26 protein-coding genes are annotated in these 21653 nt (G+C 65.6%); 11 read left to right on the forward strand and 15 right to left on the reverse strand.

Translation table 11 applies throughout. The features are described 5' to 3' along the window. Positions 1-3: 3 nt before the first annotated feature. Entirely contained in the window at positions 4-522 is a 519-nt protein-coding gene (locus PQU96_RS08275; RefSeq protein ID WP_272771831.1) for a TRAP transporter small permease, read from the reverse strand. 9 nt (positions 523-531) lie between these two features. Further along, positions 532-1044 (reverse strand): gluconokinase, encoded by a 513-nt coding sequence (locus PQU96_RS08280; RefSeq protein WP_272771832.1) that lies wholly within the window; start codon positions 1042-1044, stop codon positions 532-534. Positions 1045-1242: 198 nt separating this feature from the next. On the opposite strand from PQU96_RS08280, the gene gntR reads away from it, so the two are divergent. Continuing rightward, complete coding sequence (gene gntR / locus PQU96_RS08285; RefSeq protein WP_272771833.1) at positions 1243-2265, forward strand: HTH-type transcriptional regulator GntR; 1023 nt, start codon at positions 1243-1245, stop codon at positions 2263-2265. 40 nt (positions 2266-2305) lie between these two features. On the opposite strand, the gene PQU96_RS08290 is transcribed toward gntR, so the two are convergent. The 3 genes from PQU96_RS08290 to PQU96_RS08300 form a co-directional block, all read right to left on the reverse strand. Continuing rightward, positions 2306-2656: a VanZ family protein gene (locus PQU96_RS08290; RefSeq protein WP_272771834.1), complete on the reverse strand. Its 351-nt coding sequence runs from the start codon at positions 2654-2656 to the stop codon at positions 2306-2308. Positions 2657-2747: 91 nt separating this feature from the next. Beyond that, positions 2748-3698, reverse strand: coding sequence for a GMP reductase (locus tag PQU96_RS08295; RefSeq protein ID WP_272771835.1), 951 nt, complete (start codon positions 3696-3698; stop codon positions 2748-2750). Positions 3699-3903: 205 nt separating this feature from the next. After that, on the reverse strand, positions 3904-4527 hold the full coding sequence (locus PQU96_RS08300; RefSeq protein WP_272771836.1) for a nucleotide-binding protein: 624 nt from the start codon (positions 4525-4527) through the stop codon (positions 3904-3906). 124 nt (positions 4528-4651) lie between these two features. On the opposite strand from PQU96_RS08300, the gene PQU96_RS08305 reads away from it, so the two are divergent. Then, a complete protein-coding gene (locus PQU96_RS08305) occupies positions 4652-5314 on the forward strand; it encodes an HAD family hydrolase (RefSeq protein WP_272771837.1) in 663 nt (220 codons plus the stop codon). On the opposite strand, the gene PQU96_RS08310 is transcribed toward PQU96_RS08305, so the two are convergent. Then, positions 5311-6246 carry a DHH family phosphoesterase gene (locus PQU96_RS08310; protein ID WP_272771838.1) on the reverse strand — a complete coding sequence of 312 codons (936 nt, stop codon included), beginning with the start codon at positions 6244-6246 and terminating at the stop codon, positions 5311-5313. The two genes, PQU96_RS08305 and PQU96_RS08310, sit on opposite strands and share 4 nt — an antisense overlap. A gap of 334 nt (positions 6247-6580) precedes the next feature. Between PQU96_RS08310 and PQU96_RS08315 the strand changes: the two genes are divergently transcribed. From PQU96_RS08315 to PQU96_RS08330, 4 genes are read left to right on the forward strand one after another with little or no spacing between them, the layout of a single operon-like run. Continuing rightward, a complete protein-coding gene (locus PQU96_RS08315; RefSeq protein ID WP_272771839.1) occupies positions 6581-6883 on the forward strand; it encodes a YciI family protein in 303 nt (100 codons plus the stop codon). Continuing rightward, positions 6880-7143, forward strand: coding sequence for a BolA family protein (locus PQU96_RS08320; protein ID WP_272771840.1), 264 nt, complete (start codon positions 6880-6882; stop codon positions 7141-7143). Before PQU96_RS08315 ends, PQU96_RS08320 begins: the two co-directional genes overlap by 4 nt. A 10-nt stretch (positions 7144-7153) precedes the next feature. Next, positions 7154-7945 (forward strand): peptidylprolyl isomerase, encoded by a 792-nt coding sequence (locus PQU96_RS08325; protein ID WP_272771841.1) that lies wholly within the window; start codon positions 7154-7156, stop codon positions 7943-7945. 15 nt (positions 7946-7960) lie between these two features. Continuing rightward, entirely contained in the window at positions 7961-8737 is a 777-nt protein-coding gene (locus PQU96_RS08330) for a peptidylprolyl isomerase (protein WP_272771842.1), read from the forward strand. A gap of 74 nt (positions 8738-8811) precedes the next feature. Here the strand turns inward: PQU96_RS08330 and PQU96_RS08335 are convergent, their stop codons facing one another. Next, entirely contained in the window at positions 8812-9597 is a 786-nt protein-coding gene (locus tag PQU96_RS08335; protein ID WP_272771843.1) for an enoyl-CoA hydratase, read from the reverse strand. A gap of 299 nt (positions 9598-9896) precedes the next feature. On the opposite strand from PQU96_RS08335, the gene PQU96_RS08340 reads away from it, so the two are divergent. Next, entirely contained in the window at positions 9897-10568 is a 672-nt protein-coding gene (locus PQU96_RS08340) for a sulfite exporter TauE/SafE family protein (RefSeq protein WP_047966461.1), read from the forward strand. Here the strand turns inward: PQU96_RS08340 and PQU96_RS08345 are convergent. From PQU96_RS08345 to PQU96_RS08370, 6 genes are read right to left on the reverse strand one after another with little or no spacing between them, the layout of a single operon-like run. Then, on the reverse strand, positions 10552-11445 hold the full coding sequence (locus PQU96_RS08345; protein WP_373316280.1) for a metal ABC transporter substrate-binding protein: 894 nt from the start codon (positions 11443-11445) through the stop codon (positions 10552-10554). The genes PQU96_RS08340 and PQU96_RS08345 overlap by 17 nt on opposite strands. A gap of 4 nt (positions 11446-11449) precedes the next feature. Further along, positions 11450-12274 (reverse strand): metal ABC transporter permease, encoded by an 825-nt coding sequence (locus tag PQU96_RS08350; protein WP_272771912.1) that lies wholly within the window; start codon positions 12272-12274, stop codon positions 11450-11452. Positions 12275-12324: 50 nt separating this feature from the next. Then, the gene (locus PQU96_RS08355) at positions 12325-13065 is read right to left on the reverse strand and encodes a metal ABC transporter ATP-binding protein (protein WP_272771845.1); all 741 of its coding nucleotides are present in this window, start codon (positions 13063-13065) and stop codon (positions 12325-12327) included. Beyond that, positions 13062-13265, reverse strand: coding sequence for a hypothetical protein (locus PQU96_RS08360; RefSeq protein WP_272771846.1), 204 nt, complete (start codon positions 13263-13265; stop codon positions 13062-13064). The genes PQU96_RS08355 and PQU96_RS08360 overlap by 4 nt, the downstream gene beginning before the upstream one ends. A 5-nt stretch (positions 13266-13270) precedes the next feature. Next, positions 13271-14221: a CobW family GTP-binding protein gene (locus tag PQU96_RS08365; RefSeq protein WP_272771847.1), complete on the reverse strand. Its 951-nt coding sequence runs from the start codon at positions 14219-14221 to the stop codon at positions 13271-13273. Continuing rightward, positions 14209-14643, reverse strand: coding sequence for a Fur family transcriptional regulator (locus PQU96_RS08370; protein WP_272771848.1), 435 nt, complete (start codon positions 14641-14643; stop codon positions 14209-14211). The genes PQU96_RS08365 and PQU96_RS08370 overlap by 13 nt, the downstream gene beginning before the upstream one ends. A 170-nt stretch (positions 14644-14813) precedes the next feature. Between PQU96_RS08370 and PQU96_RS08375 the strand changes: the two genes are divergently transcribed. Both PQU96_RS08375 and PQU96_RS08380 read left to right on the forward strand, forming a co-directional pair. Then, a complete protein-coding gene (locus PQU96_RS08375) occupies positions 14814-15245 on the forward strand; it encodes a c-type cytochrome (protein WP_272771849.1) in 432 nt (143 codons plus the stop codon). Positions 15246-15338: 93 nt separating this feature from the next. Continuing rightward, the gene (locus tag PQU96_RS08380) at positions 15339-15767 is read left to right on the forward strand and encodes a c-type cytochrome (protein WP_272771850.1); all 429 of its coding nucleotides are present in this window, start codon (positions 15339-15341) and stop codon (positions 15765-15767) included. A 226-nt stretch (positions 15768-15993) separates the two neighbouring features. Here the strand turns inward: PQU96_RS08380 and PQU96_RS08385 are convergent, their stop codons facing one another. Then, positions 15994-16671, reverse strand: coding sequence for a cytochrome b/b6 domain-containing protein (locus PQU96_RS08385; protein WP_272771852.1), 678 nt, complete (start codon positions 16669-16671; stop codon positions 15994-15996). Positions 16672-16868: 197 nt separating this feature from the next. Between PQU96_RS08385 and tyrS the strand changes: the two genes are divergently transcribed. Next, on the forward strand, positions 16869-18143 hold the full coding sequence (gene tyrS / locus PQU96_RS08390) for a tyrosine--tRNA ligase (protein ID WP_272771853.1): 1275 nt from the start codon (positions 16869-16871) through the stop codon (positions 18141-18143). 269 nt (positions 18144-18412) lie between these two features. Then, positions 18413-20929, forward strand: a complete 2517-nt coding sequence (locus tag PQU96_RS08395) for an EAL domain-containing protein (protein WP_272771854.1) — start codon at positions 18413-18415, stop codon at positions 20927-20929. A 42-nt stretch (positions 20930-20971) separates the two neighbouring features. Here PQU96_RS08395 and PQU96_RS08400 read toward each other — a convergent pair whose 3' ends face one another. Then, complete coding sequence (locus PQU96_RS08400; protein ID WP_272771855.1) at positions 20972-21619, reverse strand: hypothetical protein; 648 nt, start codon at positions 21617-21619, stop codon at positions 20972-20974. Between the last annotated feature and the right edge of the window lie 34 nt (positions 21620-21653).

Genomic DNA, 21653 nt, shown 5'->3' on the forward strand with positions numbered 1-21653 from the left:
TCCTTACAAGTCCTGGGCGTTGGAATGGGTGTCCGGACTGCCGGGGATTTGTGCCTGCGGGTGGCGGATCACGATGCGGTACAGGTTGGCCGCAATCAGCAACAGCATGGCTACCGCGCACAACAGCCCGGCGCCGGCAAACAGCGCCATCGGGAAGCCGAGCACGGTGGAGTAGGTTTCCAGCCCGATCAGGGTCTGGTTCCAGCTGCCCTGCAGGAACAGCCACAGCGCATACAGCATCAGCAGATGGCTGAGCACGGCACAGCCACGGCGCCACGCCGCCGGCAACCGCGCCTGCACCATTTCCACGCCCAGGTGCGCGTTCTGCCGCAGCGCGAGAATGGCGCCAAGAAATACCAGCCACACGAACATCAGCCGCGAGACTTCCTCGGCGGCAGCGATGCCGGAATCGAACACGTAGCGCAGTACCACGTTGCCGAACACCAGCGTCACCATTACCGCCAGCGCCAGCGCCATCAGCCATTCAACAAGCCGTTCGATACGGGATAAGCAGTTATGCATGATTGCTCCTCACGACAGTGCAGCCAGCTGCTGCAGGATGTGCCGGACCAGCTCGTCCGGCGGCAGGGTGATGTCGCCGGCAATGGCGCGTTCGTCCGCCGCCGGCGGCTGCAGATCGGCAAACTGGCTGTCGATCAGGCCCAGCGGCATGAAATGGCCCTGCCGCGCCTGCATCCGCAGCCCGATCAGCGCCCGGCTGCCGTGCAGGTGCACGAACACGGTGGCGGCATCGCCCTCGCGCAGCAGGTCGCGGTAGCGCCGTTTCAGCGCCGAACAGGACAACACCAGCCCGCGGCCATCCGCCGCGGCGGCGGCGAGCTGGTCGCGCAGCGTTTCCAGCCACAGCTGGCGGTCGGCATCGGTCAGCGGCGTGCCCGCCTCCATCCGCGCCACATTGTGCGGCGGATGGAAGTCGTCGCCTTCGACAAAGCCGGTGTCCAGCGCCGCGGCCAGGCGGCGACCGATCTCGCTCTTGCCGCAACCGCATACGCCCATCACCACAATCATCGGTGCTTTATTCATGTTAGCGTTAACATATTCAGGTGAATGAAAAGCCGCATCGCGCGGCCACTGGTGTCCGGTGCTTGAGCAAAGCGGTACCGGGTGCTAAGGTTGCTCGAAGGTTAGCGCTAACATTCAACCAGGTAAAGCAGTTTTGATCGTGCAGCGCAACATCGAATCCGGCGATGCAAGCCGCCCACCCCCTTACAATGGCAGCCCATGAGCGAACGCAAACCCCGCACCGGCCAGAGCCGGACCACCTTGAGCGATGTTGCCAACCATATCGGTGTCAGCGCCATCACCATTTCCCGCGCGCTGAACAAGCCGGAGCTGGTCTCGGAGGCGCTGCGCCAGCGCATCGACGACGCGGTGCAGCTGCTGGGCTATGTCCCCAACCGCGCCGCGCGCTCGCTGGCATCGGCCAAGTCGCACAGCGTGGTGGTGCTGGTACCGTCGCTGTCCAACACCGTGTTCGTCGACACCCTCGCCGCCATCCACGACACGCTGCACCCGGCCGGCTACCAGATGCTGATCGGCGACACCCGCTACTCGCCGCAGGCCGAGGAAAAGCTGCTGCGCACCTATCTGGAGTACAACCCGGACGGCATCCTGATCACCGGCTTCGACCACACCCCGGCAGCGCAGACGCTGCTGCAGACCGCCGCCATTCCTACAGTGCACATGATGGAACTGACGGAACAGGGCGACAGCCCCTGCGTCGGCTTCTCGCAGTACGACAGCGGCTACGCCCTCACCCGCTTCCTGCTGGACAAGGGCTATCGCCGCATCGCCTTCCTAGCCGCGCAGCTGGACCCGCGCACCCTCAAGCGCGGCGAGGGCTACCGTGCCGCGCTGCGCGAAGCCGGCCTGTATCAGCCGCATCGCGAGCTGGCCGAGGCCAGCCCGTCCTCGGTCGGACTCGGCTCGCGGCTGCTGGATCGCCTGCTGCTGCAGGCACCAGACTGCGACGCCGTGTTCTGCAACAACGACGACCTGGCGCTGGGCGTGCTGTTCCAGTGCCAGCGCCGCCAAATAGCCATCCCGCAGCAGCTGGCGATTGCCGGCTTCAACGGCCTGGACGCCTCGGCGTGGAGCAATCCGTCGCTGACCACGGTCGACACCCCGCGTTACGACATCGGCAAGGCCGCGGCCGCCATGCTGCTGCAGCTGATGGCGGGCAAGGCACCGGCGGCGACGCGGGTCGATCTCGGCTACCGGCTGCTGGCGCGCGACAGCACCTGAGCGGCACGCTTTGCCTTGCGGCCAACGTTGGCCGCACGCGTCACCGGCCCTGGCTTCGCCGCCACAGGTACAGGCCGATCAGCGCGCCGGCCATGTCGGCCACCACGTCGCCCGCCTCGGCGCTGCGGGTCAGCGTCAGGCTGCCCTGCGCCAGCTCGGACAGCAGCGCCCAGCCCAGGCACAGCCACAAGGTTGGCCGCAACTGCGAGCGCTGGCGGGCGGCGAGGCTGCGCGCCAGCAGCCATGCCCACACCGCGAACAGCAACGCGTGGCCCAGCTTGTCGAAATGGGGAATCGCCGACGGCGCACCGGCCGGCTTCAACAACAACAGGTAAACGGAAAACAGCCACCAGCCGGCGGCAGCCAGACTGCGGCGTAACGGGAGCGACAACACGACCTCACCTTGTTTCAAGCGCGCCGCCCGTCACCCTGCGGCGCAAACCGGGCCGGCCTGCCAACGGGCAGACCGCCCCCTCTCCGACCTAGTGCGCGACGGCGATTATCTGCACCGTGCGCAGCGCGGATAGCTCGCGGCCGCCGGCGTAGCTGACCGACGACTGCAGGTCTTCCTGCAGCTCCAGCAACAGGCGGGCGATGCTGCCCTTGTACTCGACCAGGATCTTCTTGCCTTCCACGTTCTTGTACTCGCCCTTGTTGAACTGCGAGGCGCTGCCGAAGTACTCCTTGTAGCGCTTGCCGTCGATCTCGACGATCTCGCCCGCCGATTCGTCGTAGCCGGCAAACAGCGAGCCGGCCATCACCATGCTCGCGCCGCAGGCCAGCGCCTTGGCCACGTCGCCGTGCTCGACGATGCCGCCGTCGGCGATCACCGGCACCGACACCGCGGCGGCGCAGTCGCGCACGGTGGCCACCATCGGGCGGTGGAAGCCGGTCTTGTTCTTGGTGATGCACACCCGGCCGCCGGCGATACCGGCCTTGATCGCGTCGCAACCCCACGCTTCGAGATCACGCGCCGCCTCAGCGGTGGCGATGTTGCCGCCGATCAGGAAGCAGTGCGGGAATTCGCGCTTGATGAAACGGATCATCTGCTCCGCCTTCACGCACCAGCCGTTGGCGACGTCGAGGGTGATGTACTCCGGGCTCAGCCCGGCTGCCTTGAGCGCCGCCAGCTGCTGCAGGGTGTCGCCGTTGACACCGACGCTGATCGAGGCGAACAGGCCCTTGGCCTGCATGTCGCGCACGAAGGCCACGGCGTCGACATCGAAGCGGTGCATTGTGTAGAACCAGTTGCGGCGCGCGAAGTACTCGCAGGTCTCGGCATCGACCACGCTCTTCATGTTGGCCGCATAGAGCGGCATCACGAAACGGCGCGGGCCGAACTGCACCGAGGTGTCGCACTCCTTGCGGCTGTCGACAACGGTTTTTTTCGGAACGAGATAGACATCGCCGTAATTGAGTTCGGTGTGGATCATCAGCTGTCACTCCATGTGCATTCGGGAAACCATTCGTGGAATGGTGCCGCACCGCCGTTCCGGATAGCGGTGCAGATTTCGGGAGCCCCCAAATAAAAAGCGAAAGCCGGGCGGCTTTCGCTTGCAATTTTCCTGCCCTGCGGCGCTGATGGGCGCAGGGCAAACGGTACTGACTCTACGCCGCGCAAAATCGGGGCGTCAAGCGCTAATTGTCGAGCCAGGACAGGATCGGGCGCCACGCCTCGATGTCGCGCCGCACCCGTGCCGGCGGCAGATCGAACAGCGTCAGCCCAGCGCCGGCGGCCTGCACGTAGAACTGGGTGTCGCGGATCCAGCCCAGCACCGGCACCTGGTAGCGAGACAGGAAGCTTTCCAGCTCACGCGCGGAGCGGGTGCGCGGATCGACGCGCATGCCGACCACGCCGACGAAGGTCTTTTCCTTGCGCACCGCCTTCTCTGCCAGCAAGGCGTCAAAGAATTCGCTGCTGGCCCACATGTCGAACGGCGACGGCTGGATCGGCACGATGACGCGGTCGACCTTCTTCACCAGCGCGCGCAGCCGCTTGCCGTCCAGCCCGGCCGGGCTGTCGAGGATCACCACCTGGGTGTCCTTCGGCGGCTTGGCCAGGCCCTCGGTCATCTGCCAGCCCTGGATAGGTGGCGCCGCCGGCGGCCGCTGCGCCAGCCAGCTCAGCGACGACTGCTGCTTGTCGATATCGCCCAGCATCACCCTGGTCGACTGCGACGCGTAAAAACCGGCGATATTGGTCGACAGCGTCGACTTGCCGCTGCCACCCTTGGGGTTCGCCACCAGTATCGAATACGCCATAACACCTTTCGCTGTGTTTGCTTGCCGCCCGCGGCGGCGCCACTACCCTTCGGGCATTTTATGATAAAAGACAGCAGGCCACGCGGCTTTACCACCCCACCCGCCCCATAAGGATAAGCACACCATGCCGTACGACGCCATTTTGCTGGACATGGACGGACTGATGATCGACACCGAGCAGCTCTGCGCCCAGGCCTGGCGCGATGCCGCCAGCGAGCTGGGCACCCGCATCGGCGAGGACACCCTGCACCAGCTGGTCGGCCTCAGTCACCAGCACTGCCTGCGCCACCTGCAGCAGCACCCCGAGCTGTCCACACACATGCCGGCGCTGGCACAACTGAACCGGCAGTACTACCACCAGCAGCTGCAGCACGGCGACATTCCGCTCAAGCCCGGCATTACCGCACTGCTGGACTGGTTGCGGCAACAGGCCATTCCCCGTGCCGTTGGTACCGCCACCGAAGGGCAACTGGCACAGCTGAAACTGCAACGCAGCGGGCTGGCCCCCTATTTCCAACATGTGGTCAGCGCCAGCGACGTTGCCAACAGCAAGCCGGCGCCGGACATCTACCTGGCGGCAGCGGCGCGGCTACAGGTGGCACCGCAGCGCTGCATCGTGCTGGAAGACTCGGTGCATGGCGCCAGCGCCGCGCTGGCGGCCAACATGCGGGTCATCATCGTGCCGGACATCGTACAGCCGCCGGCCAGCATGGCAAAACAGGCCCTGGCGGTATGCGAGGACCTGTTTGCCGCACGGGAATTGCTGCAACAAATGAGGGGGGCTTAACCCTCGTTGGCATTGATTTGCGCCACCAGCTCGGCCAGCACGCGCTCGGCCTGGTCGTTGTCGACCTGGCAGGTACCGGCGGCCTCGTGACCGCCACCGCCGTACTTCAGCATCAGTTCACCGACGCTGGTGCGGTTGCTGCGATCGAGGATCGACTTGCCGGTGGCGAATACGGTGTTCTGCTGGTTCAGCCCCCACAGCACGTGGATGGAAATATTGGCCTGCGGGTACAGCGCGTAGATCATGAAACGGTTGATCGGGTGGATCAGCGTCTCGTTGCGCAGGTCCAGCACCACCACCTTGCCCTCGACACGGGCGCAGCGCTGGATCTGCGCCTTGGCCGCCGCCTCGTGCTCGAAATACAGCTCGACACGCTCGTGCACGTCCGGCAACCGCAGGATCTCGTCGATGGAGTGGTCGCGGCAGTACTTGATCAGGTCCATCATCAGCGCGTAGTTGCTGATGCGGAATTCGCGGAAACGGCCCAGCCCGGTGCGGGCGTCCATCAGGAAGTTGAGCAGCACCCAGCCGCTCGGATCGAGGATCTCCTCGCGCGAAAACTGCGCGGCGTCGGCCTTGTCCACCGCCGCCATCATATCGTCCGAGATCATCGGGAAGCGCTGCTTGCCGCCGTAGTAGTTGTACACCACGCGCGCGGCGGATGGCGCCGCGGCGTCGATGATGTGGTTCTGCTTGCCGGAGGCGTTGCGCAGGGTTTCGGACAGGTGGTGGTCGAAGGCCAGATGTGCGGCTTCGACGTACGGCAGGTTGGTGGTGATGTCGCGCTCGGTGATGTCGACCTTGCCGTCCTGCATGTCTTTCGGGTGCACGAACTTGATGTCGTCGATCAGCCCGAGCTCGTTGAGCAACACCGCGCAGACCAGACCATCGAAATCACTGCGCGTCACCAGACGAAACGGCCCTGTTGTCATTATCTGTTCCCTACCCTGTTTCCATGAATGATGATTCAATCGTGCTACCACTTGGCACGATTAATGCCGAAGTCAACTCTACCCCACTCTACTCCACTCGACAGCCCCGCGGTAGCCCCGCCGGCTTGTCAGCCACTAACCGGCACCGCATAATCCTGACATATTGTTGCCCCCTCCGGCCCAGCCGCTTGAAATCGCAGCCACGGCCGCCATTTCAGCAGATACCGCGCAGTGATTCCGGTGCCCGCCAGTGCAGAACCGCGGCCCGCCTTCACCGCCCCCGCAGCAGGTCTGCCACCGGCCGGACCGCTTTTGAGAGACACAGAAAGGCACCATGCTGTACGCAATCACAGGCACCGACGCCCCCGACTCCCTCGACAACCGCCTGGCGGCACGTCCGCAACACCTGGCCCGCCTGCAGGCACTGCAGAATGACGGCCGGCTGCTGCTGGCAGGCCCGTTCCCGGCCATCGACAGCAACGACCCGGGCCCAGCCGGCTTCACCGGCAGCCTGATCGTCGCCGAATTCGAATCGCTGGCCGCAGCCGAGCAATGGGCGCAGGCCGATCCTTATGTCGCCGCCGGCGTCTACGCCAGTGTCATCGTCAAGCCATTCCGCAAGGTGCTGCCGGCATGAGCGCCATCATCGATACCATGCGCCAGCGCCTGGCGGCACTGGCGCCGGAACACCTCGACATCGAGGACGACAGCGCATCCCATGCCGGCCACGCCGGTGCCAAAAGCGGCGGCCACTACAATGTGCTGATCGTCAGCGCCTGTTTCAGCGGCAAGTCGCGCATCGAGCGGCAACGCATGGTGTACGATGCGCTCGGCGACCTGATGCAACAGGGCATCCACGCGCTGGCACTCAAAACCCTTACTCCGGACGATCTCTGAAATCCACTCCATGAAGAAATCACTCACTATCGCGGCCCTGCTGCTGGCTGCCCTCGGCAGCACCCCGAGCCTGGCCGCACCGGTAGCCACCGTCAACGGTAGCGCCATCGACAGCAGCACCCTGGACCAGGCCGTGAAGCAGCTCATCGGCAACAGCGGCGGCCAGCTGAAAGACAGCCCGGCCCTGCGCGAAGAAGTGCGCCAGCGCCTGATCAACCGTGAACTGATCGTGCAGGCCGCCACCAAGGCCGGTCTCGACAAGAAGCCGGAATTCCAGCAGCAGCTAGCCGAGGCACGCACCGAATTGCTGCAGCAGGCCTTCTTCCAGCAAAGCGTCAACACCAACCCGGTGTCGGACAGCGCGCTGAAGGCGGCCTACCAGCAGTACAGCGAGCGCTTTAACGGCGTGAAGGAAGTAAAAGTCCGCCAGATCATCGTCAACAGCGAAGCCGACGCCAACAGCGTGCTGGCCGAGCTGAAAAAAGGCGCCAAGTTCGAAACCCTGGCCGCCAGCAAATCCATCCACCAGCCTAGCCGCGAACGTGGCGGTGACCTGGGCTGGGGAAACCTGGCGTCCATGGAACCGCCGCTGGCTGCCGCGCTCCAAGCCATTCCCAAAGGCAAGTTCAGCGCCCAGCCGCTGCGCTCCGGCCTGGGCTGGCACCTGTTCAAGGTAGAGGACATCCGCGACGCGAAGCCGCTGCCTTTTGAAACCGTCAAGCCGCAGATCGCCCGCGATCTGCAGGACAAAGCGATTAGTGACGCGATCGGCGAATTGCGTCAGAAAGCCAACATTCAATAACCACTGGAAACCCCGATGAACTTCCCTTTGAAAAAGACCCTGATTGCCGTCAGCCTGCTGACCGCCACCGCTAGCGTGTTCGCCACTTCGGTCAATGGCGTGGCCATCAGCCAGCAGCGTATCGACGCCATCACCCGCATGATGGAAGCGCAAGGCCAGAAATCGACGCCGGAAATGGCGCAAATGGTCAAGGACCAGCTGATCACCGCTGAAATCCTGCGTCAGGAAGCCGTGAAAAAGGGCCTGGACAAGTCCGCCGACTACCTCGCCGAAATCGAGAACGCCAAGGCGATGGCGCTGGCCAACCGCCTGATCAAGGAACACCTGCGCACCAACCCGGTGACCGACGCCCAGGCCCGTGCTGAGTACGACAAGGTGAAAGCCGAGTTCCCGGAGCGCAAGAGCTTTGATGCCAGCCACATCCTGGTGAAGACCGAAGCCGAAGCCAAGGCCGTGATCGAGGCGCTGAAAAAAGGCAAGCCGTTCGCGCAGCTGGCCAAGGAAAAATCGCTGGACCCGGGCTCCAAGGACAACGGTGGCAACCTGGGCTGGAACGAGCCGGGCACCTTCGTGGCCCCGTTCTCCGAGGCGATGGTGAAGCTGGCCAAGGGCCAGGTGACCGCCACCCCGGTGAAGACCGATTTCGGCTTCCACGTCATCAAGCTGAACGACGTGAAAGTGGAAGCGGCACCACCGCTGGAAACCCTGCGCCCGCAGCTGGAGCAGCGCATCCAGTCGCAGCGCGTCGAGGCACTGATCAAGTCGCTGAAAGCCAGCGCCAAGGTCCAGTAACAGGCCGCGCTGCCCGAGCATGAAAAAACCGGCCACTGGCCGGTTTTTTCATGGACAGACGGGCCGCGAGACGTTCAGTCGTCGTCCTGCTCCGCCCAGCCAGGCTCGCGTTTCTCCTTGAAGGCGCGCACGCCTTCCAGCTGCTCCGCACTGCCAATCAGCGCTAGGAACGCCGCCTTTTCCGCCGCCAGCTGTGCGGCCAACGTTTGCGACGGACTGGCCTCAATCAGCCGCCGTGCCGCATGGATCGCCTGCGGCGACTGTTCGCGCACCCGCGCCGCCAGACTCAACGCCACAATCTTGGCCAAGCCGCTTTCCACCACTTCTTCCACCAGCCCGATGGCCAGCGCCTTGTCGGCGGTGACGAACTCGCCGCCGAGGATGAGCCGCTTCGCCCACGGCACGCCGACGCGGTCGGTCAGCGCCTTGGTGCCGCCGGCACAGGGGATCAGCCCGACCCGCGCCTCTGGCAACCCCAGGCTGGCGCCGCGCTCGGCCACGATGTAGTCGCAGGCCAGCGCGCACTCCAGCCCGCCGCCCAACGCGAAGCCGTTCACCGCCGCCACCGTCACGCCGGGGTAGTGGCGCACCGCGTCAAATGCCAGCGCAAAGGCGTCCGCCACCTTGCCGGCCTGCGCCGCCGCTCCGTCGCCGAACAGCGCGAGATCGGCACCAGCCGAGAAGTAGCGGTCGCCGGCACCGGTCAGCACCACCGCGCGAATGGCGTCATCGGCCGTCAGCGCATCCATCGCCCTGGCCAGCTCCTGCAACGACTCTATCGTCCACACATTGGCCGGCGGATTATTGATCGTGACAATTGCTGATTGCCCAAGACGTTCGACAATGATTTTTTGTGTCATGTGGCACTCCTCCAGCCTCGGCAATGCCCGGCTGAGGCGCAATATCCAGCAGCGTTATTCAGCGTGGATTCACCGGGGAAAACAGCTACTTTTCGAGCATTGGCGCGGTTTTGCTAGCTTTAACCATGGACTATGTCGCTGATTTTGCAAGCCCCGTCCCACCGGCAAAACAGCGCCACAATGTGCCGCCGGCCATTCAATAAACAGCGTTTACAAATGGCCGGCCACGACAAGTTCCACGCCGCAGCCGGGCCCGGCTGCTACACTAGCGGCCATCTTTTTTGCCTGCGTTGTCACCCATGCTGGAAATCAGTCTGCTGTCCCTGTTTCTTGCCGGCCTGCTTGGCGGCGTGCACTGCCTCGGCATGTGCGGCGGCATCGTCACCGCCATTTCGCTGGGCAAGTCGCAAACGGCGCCGCTGTGGCACCTGCTGTGCTACAACGTTGGCCGCATCGGCAGCTACGTCTGTGCCGGCGCGCTGCTCGGCGGCCTAGCGCAGTGGGGACTGAGCCAGGCGGCGTACCAGCCGCTGCAAACCGCGCTGTTCATTGCGGCCAACCTGCTGCTGATCCTGCTCGGCCTGTACCTGGCCGGCCTGTCCGCCGCCATCACCCGCATCGAACACCTCGGCCGGCCGCTGTGGCGGCGCCTGCAGCCGCTGACCCGCCGCTACCTGCCGGTGCGCACCGCCCGCCAGGCGCTGCTGGCCGGCGCGATCTGGGGCTGGCTGCCGTGCGGGCTGGTCTACACCGCCAGCATCGCCGCGCTGGCCTCCGGCGGTGCCGGCCAGGGCGCGCTGGTGATGCTGGCCTTCGGCCTCGGCACCCTGCCCAACCTGCTGCTGATGGGGCTGTTTGCCAGCAAGCTGCAGCAGCTGAAACAGCAACGGCCAGTCCGCCTGGTGGCGGGACTGGCCGTGATGGCACTCGGTGGCTGGCACCTGTGGCTGCTGCTTACATCGACTGGCTGAGCGCGGTCACGTTGCTGCGGAACATCTCCAGATAGCTGCGCGCGCCGGGCTGGCTGGACAACGCATCGGAGTACAGCTTGCCGCCAACCTTGACGCCGGCTTCTTTCGCCAGCTGGTCGATCAGGCGCCGGTCGGACATGTTCTCGATGAACACCGCCTTTACCTGTTCCTTTTTCACCTGGCGGATCAGCTGCGCCACCGACTTGGCCGAGGCCTCGGCGTCGGTGCTCACCCCTTGCGGTGCCATGAAGCGGATCGCGTAGCGCTGGCCGAGGTAGGCGAAGGCATCGTGCGAGGTCAGCACCTTGCGCCGCGCCGCCGGCACCGCGGCAAACTGCTTGCCGGCCCAGCTGTCCAGCTCCTGCAGCCGCGCCTTGTAGGCGGCGGCGCGCTCGCGGTAGTAGCTGGCGCCTGCGGCATCCGCGCGGCTGAGGCCGGCGGCGATGTTGTCGACGTAACGCAGCACGTGCTGCGGGTTGTGCCAGGCGTGCGGATCGGCATGGCCGTGGTCGTGACCATGCTCGTCGTGGCCGTACCCGTCTTCCGCCACCTCTAGCGGCTTGATGCCGTTAGCGGCGGTGATGGTCACGCCCTTGAAATTGGCCGACTTGTTCAGGCGATTGATCCAGCCCTCGAAGCCGAGGCCGTTGACCACGAACACCTTGGCCTCGGCCAGCTTCTTGACGTCGGCCGGTTTGGGCTGGAACACGTGGGCGTCCTGATCTGCACCGACCAGCGACACCACGCTGACGCGCTCGCCGCCGACTTCGCGGGTGATGTCGGCCATGATGCTGAAGCTGGCGACCACCGGCAGGTTGGCCCACGCCGCCAGCGGCGACAACAGCAGGCTGCTCACAATAATTTTCCGTACGTTCACGCGCTCAACTCTCCAAATGACGTTGCCGCAGCAGGCGGGGCAACACGCCGCCCTGCGGGGCAACAAACAGCGAAACGATATAAAACAGGCCGGCTAGCAGGATGATGCACGGCCCGGACGGCAGCTCGACGTGATAGGACAGCAGCAACCCACCCATGCCCGCCAGCGCGGCGATCAGGAAGGCCGCCAGCATCATGCCGCCGACCGTGGCCGCCCACAGCCGCGAGCAGATCGCGGGCAGCATCATCAGCCCCACCGACATCAGCGTGCCCAGCGCCTGGAAGCCCGATACCAGGTTCAGCACCACCAGCAGCAGGAACAGCAGGTGCCACACGCTGCCGTGGCCGCCGACCGCGCGCAGGAACACCGGGTCCAGGCTTTCCAGCAACAGCGGGCGGTAGATCACCGCCAGCGTCAGCAGCGTCACGCTGGCGACGCTGGCCACCAGCAGCAGCGCGGCGTCGTCCACGGCCAGCACCGAGCCGAACAAGAGGTGCATCAGGTCGACATTGCTGCCGCTGCCGGACACCAGCAGTACGCCGATGGCCAGCGACAGCAGGTAGAAGGCGGCAAAGCTCGCGTCTTCCTTGATCTCGGTAAAGCGCGTCGCGAGGCCGGCAAAACCGGCCACCAGCACGCCGGCGACAAAGCCGCCAAGGCTCATCGCCGGCAGGCTCAGGCCGGCGATCAGGAAGCCGACGGCAGCGCCGGGCAGCACCGCGTGGCTCATCGCGTCACCGACCAGGCTCATGCGCCGCATCACCAGGAACAGGCCGACCGGCGCGCTGCCCAGCGCCAGCGCCAGACACGCCACCAGCGCGCGGCGCATGAAGGCGAATTCGACAAAGGGTGCCAGCACCCATTGGTACAGGAAATCGATCACGGCGTTACTCCATCCACGCGGCACACCGGGGCATTGGCCGACCAGTGCGCGGCGGTATCGCTGGCGCGGCGCAGCTTGTCCGCGGTCAGTACCTCGGCGGTGTCGCCCCAGGCGATCACCTCGCGCGCCATCAGCAGCGTCTGCGGAAAGTGCTCGCGCACCTGCTGCTCGTCGTGCAGCACCGCGATCACGGTGCGCCCTTCCGTCTTCCAGCGCTCGACCAGGCGCAGCAGGTCGGCGGTGGTGGCGGCGTCGACGGCGTTGAACGGCTCGTCGAGCAGAATCAGCGGCGCGTCCTGCACCAGGATGCGGGCGAACAGCACGCGCTGGAACTGGCCGCTGGACAGCGCGGAGATCGGGCGGGTGGCGAAGTCCTCCAGACCAACGGTCACCAGCGCGTTCCACGACGCGTCGTCATCGTTGCGGCCAACCTTGCCGAACAGGCCGCTGCGCTGCCAGTGGCCGCTGGACACCAGATCGATCACCGATACCGGCAGCGAGCGGTCGATTTCCGACTGCTGCGGCAGGTAGGCGAGGTCGCGGCGTGCGACGCCGCGCATCTCCACACGGCCGGAGTCCGGCTTCAGCGCGCCCATGATGGTTTTCAGCAGGGTGCTCTTGCCGGCGCCGTTGGGGCCGAAGATCGCCGTGGCCTGGCCGTCGGCAAAGCTGCCGCTGACGTGGTGCACGGCGGGGTGGCGACGGTAGGACACCGTCAGGTTTTCCAGCCGGATCATGCCACCTCCTGCAGTGCCCAGTGCACCAGCAGCCACAACGCGGCCAGCGGCAGCGCGGCCAGCAGCAGGCGCTGGCCGGCGGACAGCGACAGCAGGCGCCAGCGCGGCAGGTGCGAGGTTTCGCCGGCGGCGTGCGGGTGCGGATGGGAGTGCGCATGGTGCTCGTGTGCGGGGTGTTCGTGCTGATGGGAGTGTGTCATGCCGCTCACGCCCCGTTCCCGCTGCCGGCCGGCAGCACGCAGGCCTGGATGGCGGCTTCCAGCGCGTCGGCGTCGATGCGGCTGCCGATCACCTCGAAGCGGCTGTCGCGGCGCCACGCCACCTGGTTGGCCGCCCACTGCCCTTCGGTCCAGTTCAGCCACAGCCAGGTGTCCAGCACGCGGAACACGCCCTTGGCGCGCACCAGGCCGTCGACCCGTTGCGACAGGCTGTCGAACAGGTCGGTCAGCGCCTCGCCGGAGAACTCCGCGTCCGGCGCGAAGGTCCAGCCCTGCGATTGCCAGCCGGAGGCGTCGCCCGGGCGCACCGCCGGCCGGTAGCGCGACTTGTTCTGCACAGCCGCATCCAGCCATGCCGGATCGGCGGCGCCATCGCTGATCTCGGCGATCAGCGACTTGGGCGGAAACAGCGCGGCGGCCTTGTCGCGGTATGCGGCCAACGTTGGCGCGTCGGCAAGGTCGCACTTGGTGGCCAGCAGCACGTCGGCGATCATCACCTGGTCGCGGTACAGCGGCTGGCGGAAGTAGTCGTTGTTGGCGAACTGGCGCGGATCGACCAGCGTCATCACCGCGCCGACCTGCAGCGCGTTGCCCAGCGGCTCGGCGCGCAGCTCGTCGATCAGCCCGGCAGCGTGGGCGAGGCCGCTGGCCTCGATGATCAGCCGGTCCGGCCTCTCGCGGCGCAAGAGGTTGGCGACGGTGACCGTCATCTGCGGCCCGGCGACGCAGCACAGGCAGCCGCCGGCGATTTCGGCCACCGGCAGCTCGCCGTTATCCAGCACCGCGCCGTCGATACCGATCTCGCCGAACTCGTTGACGATGATCGCCCATTTTTCATGTTGCGGCCGCTGCGCGATCAGGTGGCGCAGCGCCGTGGTCTTGCCCACCCCGAGAAAGCCGGTGAGCACGTTGACGGTGGTTTTTTTCATACTCGACATGCCTGGCATAGTCCTGTCAGTAAAAGGTTTTGCTGGCGGATGGCGAAGCCCTGCAACAGCGCCTGCTCGCGCAGCACGTCCAGCGCTGGACTTGCGTCCACCTCGCTGACGTCGCCGCAGGCGGAGCAAACCAGGATTAGCCCTTCGTGGCAGCAGCCGACGTGGCGGCACACGATATAGCCGTTGAGCGCGTCGACCTTGTGCAGCAGGCCGGCTTCCACCAGGAAATCCAGCGCCCGGTACACCGTCGGCGGGGCGGCGATGCCGCGCTCGCGCTGCAGGTCGGCCAGCACCTGATAGGCCTTGACCACGCCTTCGTGCGCCAGCACCAGCTCCAGCACCTGACGGCGCAGCGCGGTCAGCTTCACGCCCTGTTGCTGGCACTGCAGGTCGGCCGCGGCAATAAAGCCAGCTTTATCCATGACAAGTCACCGGGAGTTAAAAGAATGAGGAGATAAATAGCAGCAATTCTTAAATGTTACTATATAACAACACCGTTAACAACTGTTAACCGCCCGCCGCTTCGATGCTGCAGTGCGCTGTGCTAAGCTGCCGCCATCGATTGCCTATCCCATCCGCAAGGAGCCCACAGATGAAACAGCTACTGCTCACCGTGTTGTCCTGTACCGTGCTGCTGAGCCCGGCGTTTGCCGCCGACCCGGTGACCCAGCGCCAGGAAATCTTCAAGCAGTACAAGCAAACCGTCGCCACCATGGCCAAGACCGTGAAGGGCGAAACGCCGTACAGCAAGGACGAATTCGCCAAGCTGGCCGCGCATCTGGATGCGCTGGCACAGCAGCCGTGGCAGCACTTCCCGGCTGGCAGCGACAAGGGCAAGACCGGCGCCCGCGCCGAGATCTGGAGCAAGCCGCAAGACTGGAAGGCCGCCATCGACAAACACAAGACCGAGACCGCCAAGCTGAAACAGACCGCCGCCGGCGGCGACCTCACCGCGATCAAGGCCCAGTTCGGCGCCACCCAGAAGACCTGCAAGGCCTGTCACGACAGCTTCCGCAACGACTGAGTCCAGCCATCGCCACCGCGTTCAGCCCCGGGCGGGGCTGAACTTTTTTGGCGCGCGGCTTCCTGAAATCCGTCTCCCACCCGCATCAAGACCATGAAAAAAATTCTCCTGCTTGCCACCCTCGCCCTCGTCGCCACCACCAGCCAGGCCGGCCCGGGCGAAGACCGCCAGAAAGCCTTCAAACAGGTATTGCGCAGTTTCGAACCGATGGGCGTGATGCTGCGCGGCAGCGGCTACCGCAAGGATGTGTTCATCCAGCACGCCGACGCGCTGAAGGCCGTCGCCGCGGCGCCGTTCGGCCAGTTCAAGCCGGGCACCATCGACGACGTCAGCCGCGCCAAGCCGGCGATCTGGAGCGAACCGGCAAAATGGAAGGCCGAACAGGACAAGTTCCTGCTCGCGGTTGGCCAGCTGCAGAAAACCGCGCGCGGCGACGACCTCGCCGCCATCCGCCGCGACTACGGTGCCGTGGCCGCCAGCTGCAAGGCCTGTCACGACAGCTTCCGCGGCCCGATGCGCTAAGCGCCGCCAGGCACAATCACGCTGCCAGAAACAAAAACCGCCAGTCGATAAGGACTGGCGGTTTTTCATTTCCGCAAGAACGTGTTCACGATCTCGCGAGCTAGAGCGAGACAAGGCGAAAACGGCTGAGGAAGCGGAGTTTACAAGTGGTAAATGAGCATTCCGAAGCCGTTTTCAACGCGGTATCGCCGAAGCGCAGCAGATCGTGAACAGGTTCTAAGGCGCTTCAGGCCGCCACGCTGGCCGCCAGCCACGGCACGCCGCCAAACACCAGCAGCGCCACCAGCAGCAGCAACACCAGCGCCCGCCACGGCGAGGCAAAGCGCAAGGGCGCGACCTCGCCCGGCAGCGCCTTCATCCCGCTGAACATCGGGCGCACCAGGTCGGTGTTGCGGCCAACCTTGTAGAACGCCACCGCCAGCACGTGTACCGCTGCCAGCAGCAGCAGCACATCGAACCAGTCCTTGTGCCAGCCGGTGATCTGCTCGGCCAGATCGCCGTCGATCAGCACCTTCAGCGGGCCGTCGTAGAGATAGCTGTTGACGTCGGCGGCAAACAGCCCCAACCCGGCCTGCAGCAGCAAGGCCAGCAGCAGCGCCAGCACCATCCAGCCACCCAGCGGGTTATGCCCCGGCTGCGCCGTCACCGGCAGCTGCCCTGCCAGATAGGCGAGGATACGCGCCGGCCCGGCAAGAAAATTGCCGAAGCGCGCCGTCTGGCTGCCGCACAGCCCCCACAGCACGCGGAACAGCACCAGCACCAGCATCAGCATGCCAAGACGCAGATGCCACTCCATCCAGTCGCCCCCCTGCTCGGCGGTAAACCACAGCCCGGCAAACACCGGCACCATCGTCCAGTGAAACAGCCGCGTCGGCACATCCCACACCTTGATCATCCTGCTCATGTTTGCTGCATCCTTTCCAGTTTGCGCGCTTGGCGGCCAAGCCCGGCATTGTTCACCCAAAGCCAGCCCGTCGCCAGAGCGCACGTTACGAAGCGTCATTTTCGGTTAAAATCGCCATCTTTTGTTGCAACGCCAACAGGCGCAATCGTCAACGCGCGGCCCACGGCCCGCGTCCTGCTCATGTGGAGAAGAAATACATGCACCAATCCAGCCTTATCCAGGAACTGCAAGCTCGCGGCCTGATCGCCCAGCAAACCGACGCGGCGGCACTCGACGAACTGCTGGCTAAGGAAAGTGTGACCTTGTATTGCGGCTTCGACCCGACCGCCGACAGCCTCCACCTCGGTCACCTGGTGCCGGTGCTGGTACTGCGCCGCTTCCAGCAGGCCGGCCACCGCCCGATCGCCCTCGTCGGCGGCGCCACCGGCATGATCGGCGACCCGAGCTTCAAGGCCACCGAGCGCAAGCTGAACACCCCGGACGTGATCGCCGGCTGGGTCGACAAGATCCGCGGCCAGGTATCGCCGTTCCTGAGCTTCGAAGGCGACAACGCCGCGATCATGGCCAACAACTACGACTGGTTTGGCGGCATGGGCGCGCTGGAGTTCCTGCGCGACATCGGCAAGCACTTCTCGGTCAACCAGATGATCAAGAAGGAATCGGTACAGCAGCGCATCAGCCGCGAAGACCAGGGCATCAGCTACACCGAATTCAGCTACAGCCTGCTGCAGGGCTACGACTTCACCGAGCTGAACCGCCGCCACGGCTGCAAGCTGCAGATCGGCGGCTCCGACCAGTGGGGCAACATCACCGCCGGCACCGACCTCACCCGCCGCATCAACCAGCAACATGTGTTCGGCCTGACCCTGCCGCTGGTGACCAAGGCCGACGGCACCAAGTTCGGCAAGACCGAAGGCGGCGCCATCTGGCTGGACGCGAGCAAGACCAGCCCGTACGCGTTCTACCAGTTCTGGCTCAACACCGCCGACGCCGACGTGTACAAGTTCCTGCGCTACTTCTCCTTCCTGTCGGTGGCCGAGATCGCCGCCATCGAGGAAGAGGACAAGGCCAGCGGCAGCAAGCCGCAGGCGCAGCGCATCCTGGCGGAACAGGTCACCGCGCTGGTGCACGGCCAGGCGGCGGTGGAAGCCGCGCAGCGCATCAGCGCCAGCCTGTTCTCCGGCAGCGTGACCGACCTGACCGAATCCGACCTCGCGCAACTGGCGCAGGACGGCATGCCCAGCGTGCAGCTGCCGTGCGACAGCAGCGGCCTGATCGACGTGCTGGTGGCCGGTGGCCTGGCCAAGTCCAAGTCCGAGGCGCGCACCTTCATCCAGAGCGGTGCCGTCAGCGTCAACGGCAACAAGACCGACAGCCTCGAACACCAGATCGGCGACGGCGAGCGCCTGTTCGGCCGCTACAGCCTGCTCAAGCGCGGCAAGAAACACCACACCCTGCTCTGCTGGCAATAAGCGTTGCGGCCAACGTTGGCCGCAATCCTGCCGCCGACAGCCATGCCTTTGCATGGCTGTTTTCATTTCTGCCACGGAATCGGATGAATTAGCTATCCAGCGTAAGCAAGGCTATCTATCATCCTCCATGGCATGAGAAAAACAAGCACAGCCAAGCCGGCATCGCCGGCCGGCGCAGCACCCGAGACAGCAACACAGCGACAAGGCCTGACCTGAACGACCGCGAGCAGCACCTCTGCTGCCCGCCACTTGCCGGGGTGAGCAAGGGCATGACACGACACCGCAATCGCAACACCGCACAGCTGCCCGGCCTGCTCTGGCCGTTCATCGCCGTCGCCCTGCTGCTGGCGACGCTGGCCGGCATCAGCCTGGAGATCCAGTCCGCGGTACGCGCCTACGTCAGCGGCGAGAGCCTGTGGTCGAAAGGGCAAAAAGACGCCATCTACTATCTCAACCTGTACGCCGACAGCCGCAACCCGCGCCACTTCCGGCAATACCAGACCGCCATCGCCCTTCCGCTTGGCGACCACATCGCCCGCATGGCACTGGAGCAGCCGGAGCCGAACCTGGCACTGGCCCGTGCCGGCTTCCTGCAGGGCGGCAACCACCCGCAGGACATCGCCGGCCTGATCTGGCTGTACCAGAACTTCCGCCAGTTCAGCTACCTGCAGCAGGCGATCTCCTACTGGGAGTTCGGCGACCGCAACCTGCAGGAGCTGACGGAGCTTGCGGAACAGATGCAGCGCCAGATCAGCGCCGACCTGGTCGCCCCGCCCGACATCGCTGCCTGGAAGGCTGAAATCTACGCCATCAACAGTCGCGTCACCCCGATGGAGAAAGCCTTCTCCGACACCCTGGGCGAAGGTTCGCGCGTCATCCAGCGCGTGCTGCTGACCGCCAACCTGCTCAGCGCCGCCCTGCTGATCCTGCTTGCGCTGCTGCGCACGCGCAAGCTGCTGAATCAGCGTCACGCCTCCGAGAGCGCGTTGCAGGCGGAAAAGGAACGGGCGCAGGTCACCCTCGCCTCCATCGGCGACGCGGTGATCACCATCGACGCCGACGGCCTGACCTCCTACCTGAACCCGGCGGCGGAAAAGCTGACCACCTGGACGCTGGAGCAGGCGCTCGGCTTGCCGCTCGTCTCGCTGTTCCGCATCGTGGACGAGAGCGCCCGGCAGGATGGCATGGCGCTGATCGAACAGATCCTGGCCGGTGGCCAGCGCACCAGCAGCAGCCACTCGCTGCTGCTGGTGCGCCTGGACGGCAACACCGTGCCGGTGGCACTGGTGGCGGCGCCGATCCACAGCAACGGCCAGCCCAGCGGGGCAGTGCTGGTGCTGCACGACATGACACGGGAACGGCAGTACATCGCCAGCCTGTCATGGCAGGCTTCGCACGACGCGCTGACCGGGCTGGTCAACCGCCGCGAATTCGAATACCGGCTGGAACAGGCGCTGGGCAATCTGGCGCCCCAGCACGCAGGCCAGCAGCAACACGTGCTGATGTTCCTCGACCTCGACCAGTTCAAGGTGGTGAACGACACCTGCGGCCACGCCGCCGGCGACGAGCTGCTGCGCCAGATCTGCCTGCTGCTGCAACAGCGGCTGCGCGACAGCGACACCCTCGCCCGCCTCGGCGGCGACGAATTCGGCATCCTGCTGGAGCACTGCCCGACCGATGTCGCACTGGAGATTGCCGAATCCCTGCGCCAGACGGTGCAGGACCTGCACTTCGTGTGGGGTGGCCGGCCGTTCAACGTCAGCGTCAGCATCGGCCTGGTGCACCTGACCGGCGCCCTGACCACGCTGAGCGAGGCGCTGCGCGCCGCCGACGTCGCCTGCTACATGGCCAAGGAGAAGGGGCGCAACCGGGTACAGCTCTACCATCCGGACGATTCGGAACTGTCGCTGCGCGTCGGCGAGATGGCCTGGGTGCAGCGCATCCACCAGGCCATGGAAGAGCAGCGGCTATGCCTGTACGCGCAGCCTATCGCGCCGCTGGACAAAGACCACGACGATAGCCGCCATGTCGAGCTGCTGCTTCGCCTGCACGACGAAACCGGCAGCCTGGTACCGCCGGCAAGCTTCATCCCGGCGGCAGAGCGCTACGGCCTGATGCCGCTGATCGACCGCTGGGTGGTGCAAAGCGCGTTTGCCATCCTCGCCGCGCGACTGCGCTGCGGCAAGGCGACGCCGATCAGCACCTGCGCCATCAACCTGTCCGGCACCACCATCGGCGACCAGGCATTCCTGGACTTCCTGCACGAGCAGTTCCGCCTGCACGCAATCCCGCCGCGCATGATCTGCTTCGAGATCACCGAGACCAGCGCCATCGCCAACCTCGCCAGCGCCATCCACTTCATCACCGAGCTGCAAAAGCTGGGCTGCCGCTTCTCGCTGGACGACTTCGGCGCCGGCATGTCCTCGTTTGCCTACCTGAAGCACCTGCCGGTGGACTACCTGAAGATCGACGGCAGCTTCGTCAAGGACATGCTCGACGACCCGATCGACCGTGCCATGGTCGAGGCCATCAACCACATCGGCCACGTGATGGGCAAGCGCACCATTGCCGAGTTCGTGGAAACGCCGGCCATCCTGCGGGCGCTGGCCGACATCGGCGTCGACTACGCACAGGGTTATGCCGTGGCCAGGCCGCAGCCATTCGATTGCGACTGCGAGCTGCAGCACGACGTCCGCCATGCCTGCGCGCCGCCAGACCGGACAGACACCGTCCCGGCGCCGTCCGCAGGCGGCAGGAATGCCGGCGCCGAGACCCCGCCCGCCTGAACGGCGACCGGGCCCGCTAGCGGACACCCAAGGTTGGCCGCATCAGCCAAGGCTGACACGCAGCTCCCGCTCGCCGTCGATCTCCACGTCGTGGTAGCGTAGCAGCCCCGGCACAGCGGCCGGCAGCGCCTCGTCCAGCGGCTGCCCCTGCAGCAGCGCCAGTGCCGGCCGCACCACCGCCGCCAGCAAGGCCTCGTCGCCCTCCAGCGCCGACAGCTGCAGCGTATAGGTCCACTCCGCGCCGAAGTGCGACTCGCTCTCTTCCCACCACAGCAGGCGGTTGCCGCGGTTTTCCCACGGCTGCCACGCACTGGCCGGGAAGCCGACAAAGGCGTCGTACTCGAAGGCAAACTCGCAGGCCCAGTGTGCCACGTGCAGCACCGCGCCCACCGGCGTGCCATCCTGTTGCAGCGGCACGCCGTCACCGGCAAGGCTGATCTGGTAGTTGAGCCAGCCGCCGATGAATTCCTTCCTTTTCTTGTTGCGCACGATCAGCGGCAGGCTGCTGGCCAACGCCACCCGCCCCAGCGCCGGCACTTGCTGCACGCTGTGCTCGACACTGCCCAGCTTGTGGCACAGCTTGGCCGCACCGAGCGTCTCGCCCAGCAGCCCATCCAGCTGCTGTTGCAGCGCCTTGGCTTGACGCCATTGTTCGTTACTGACGGCAGCGGCCTGGGCGTCATGGTTCATGCGATGGTGTCCTTGTATTGCGGAATCGGAAACA

The sequence above is a fragment of the Vogesella margarita genome (assembly GCF_028548475.1).
GTDB classification, from domain to species: Bacteria; Pseudomonadota; Gammaproteobacteria; order Burkholderiales; family Chromobacteriaceae; genus Vogesella; species Vogesella margarita.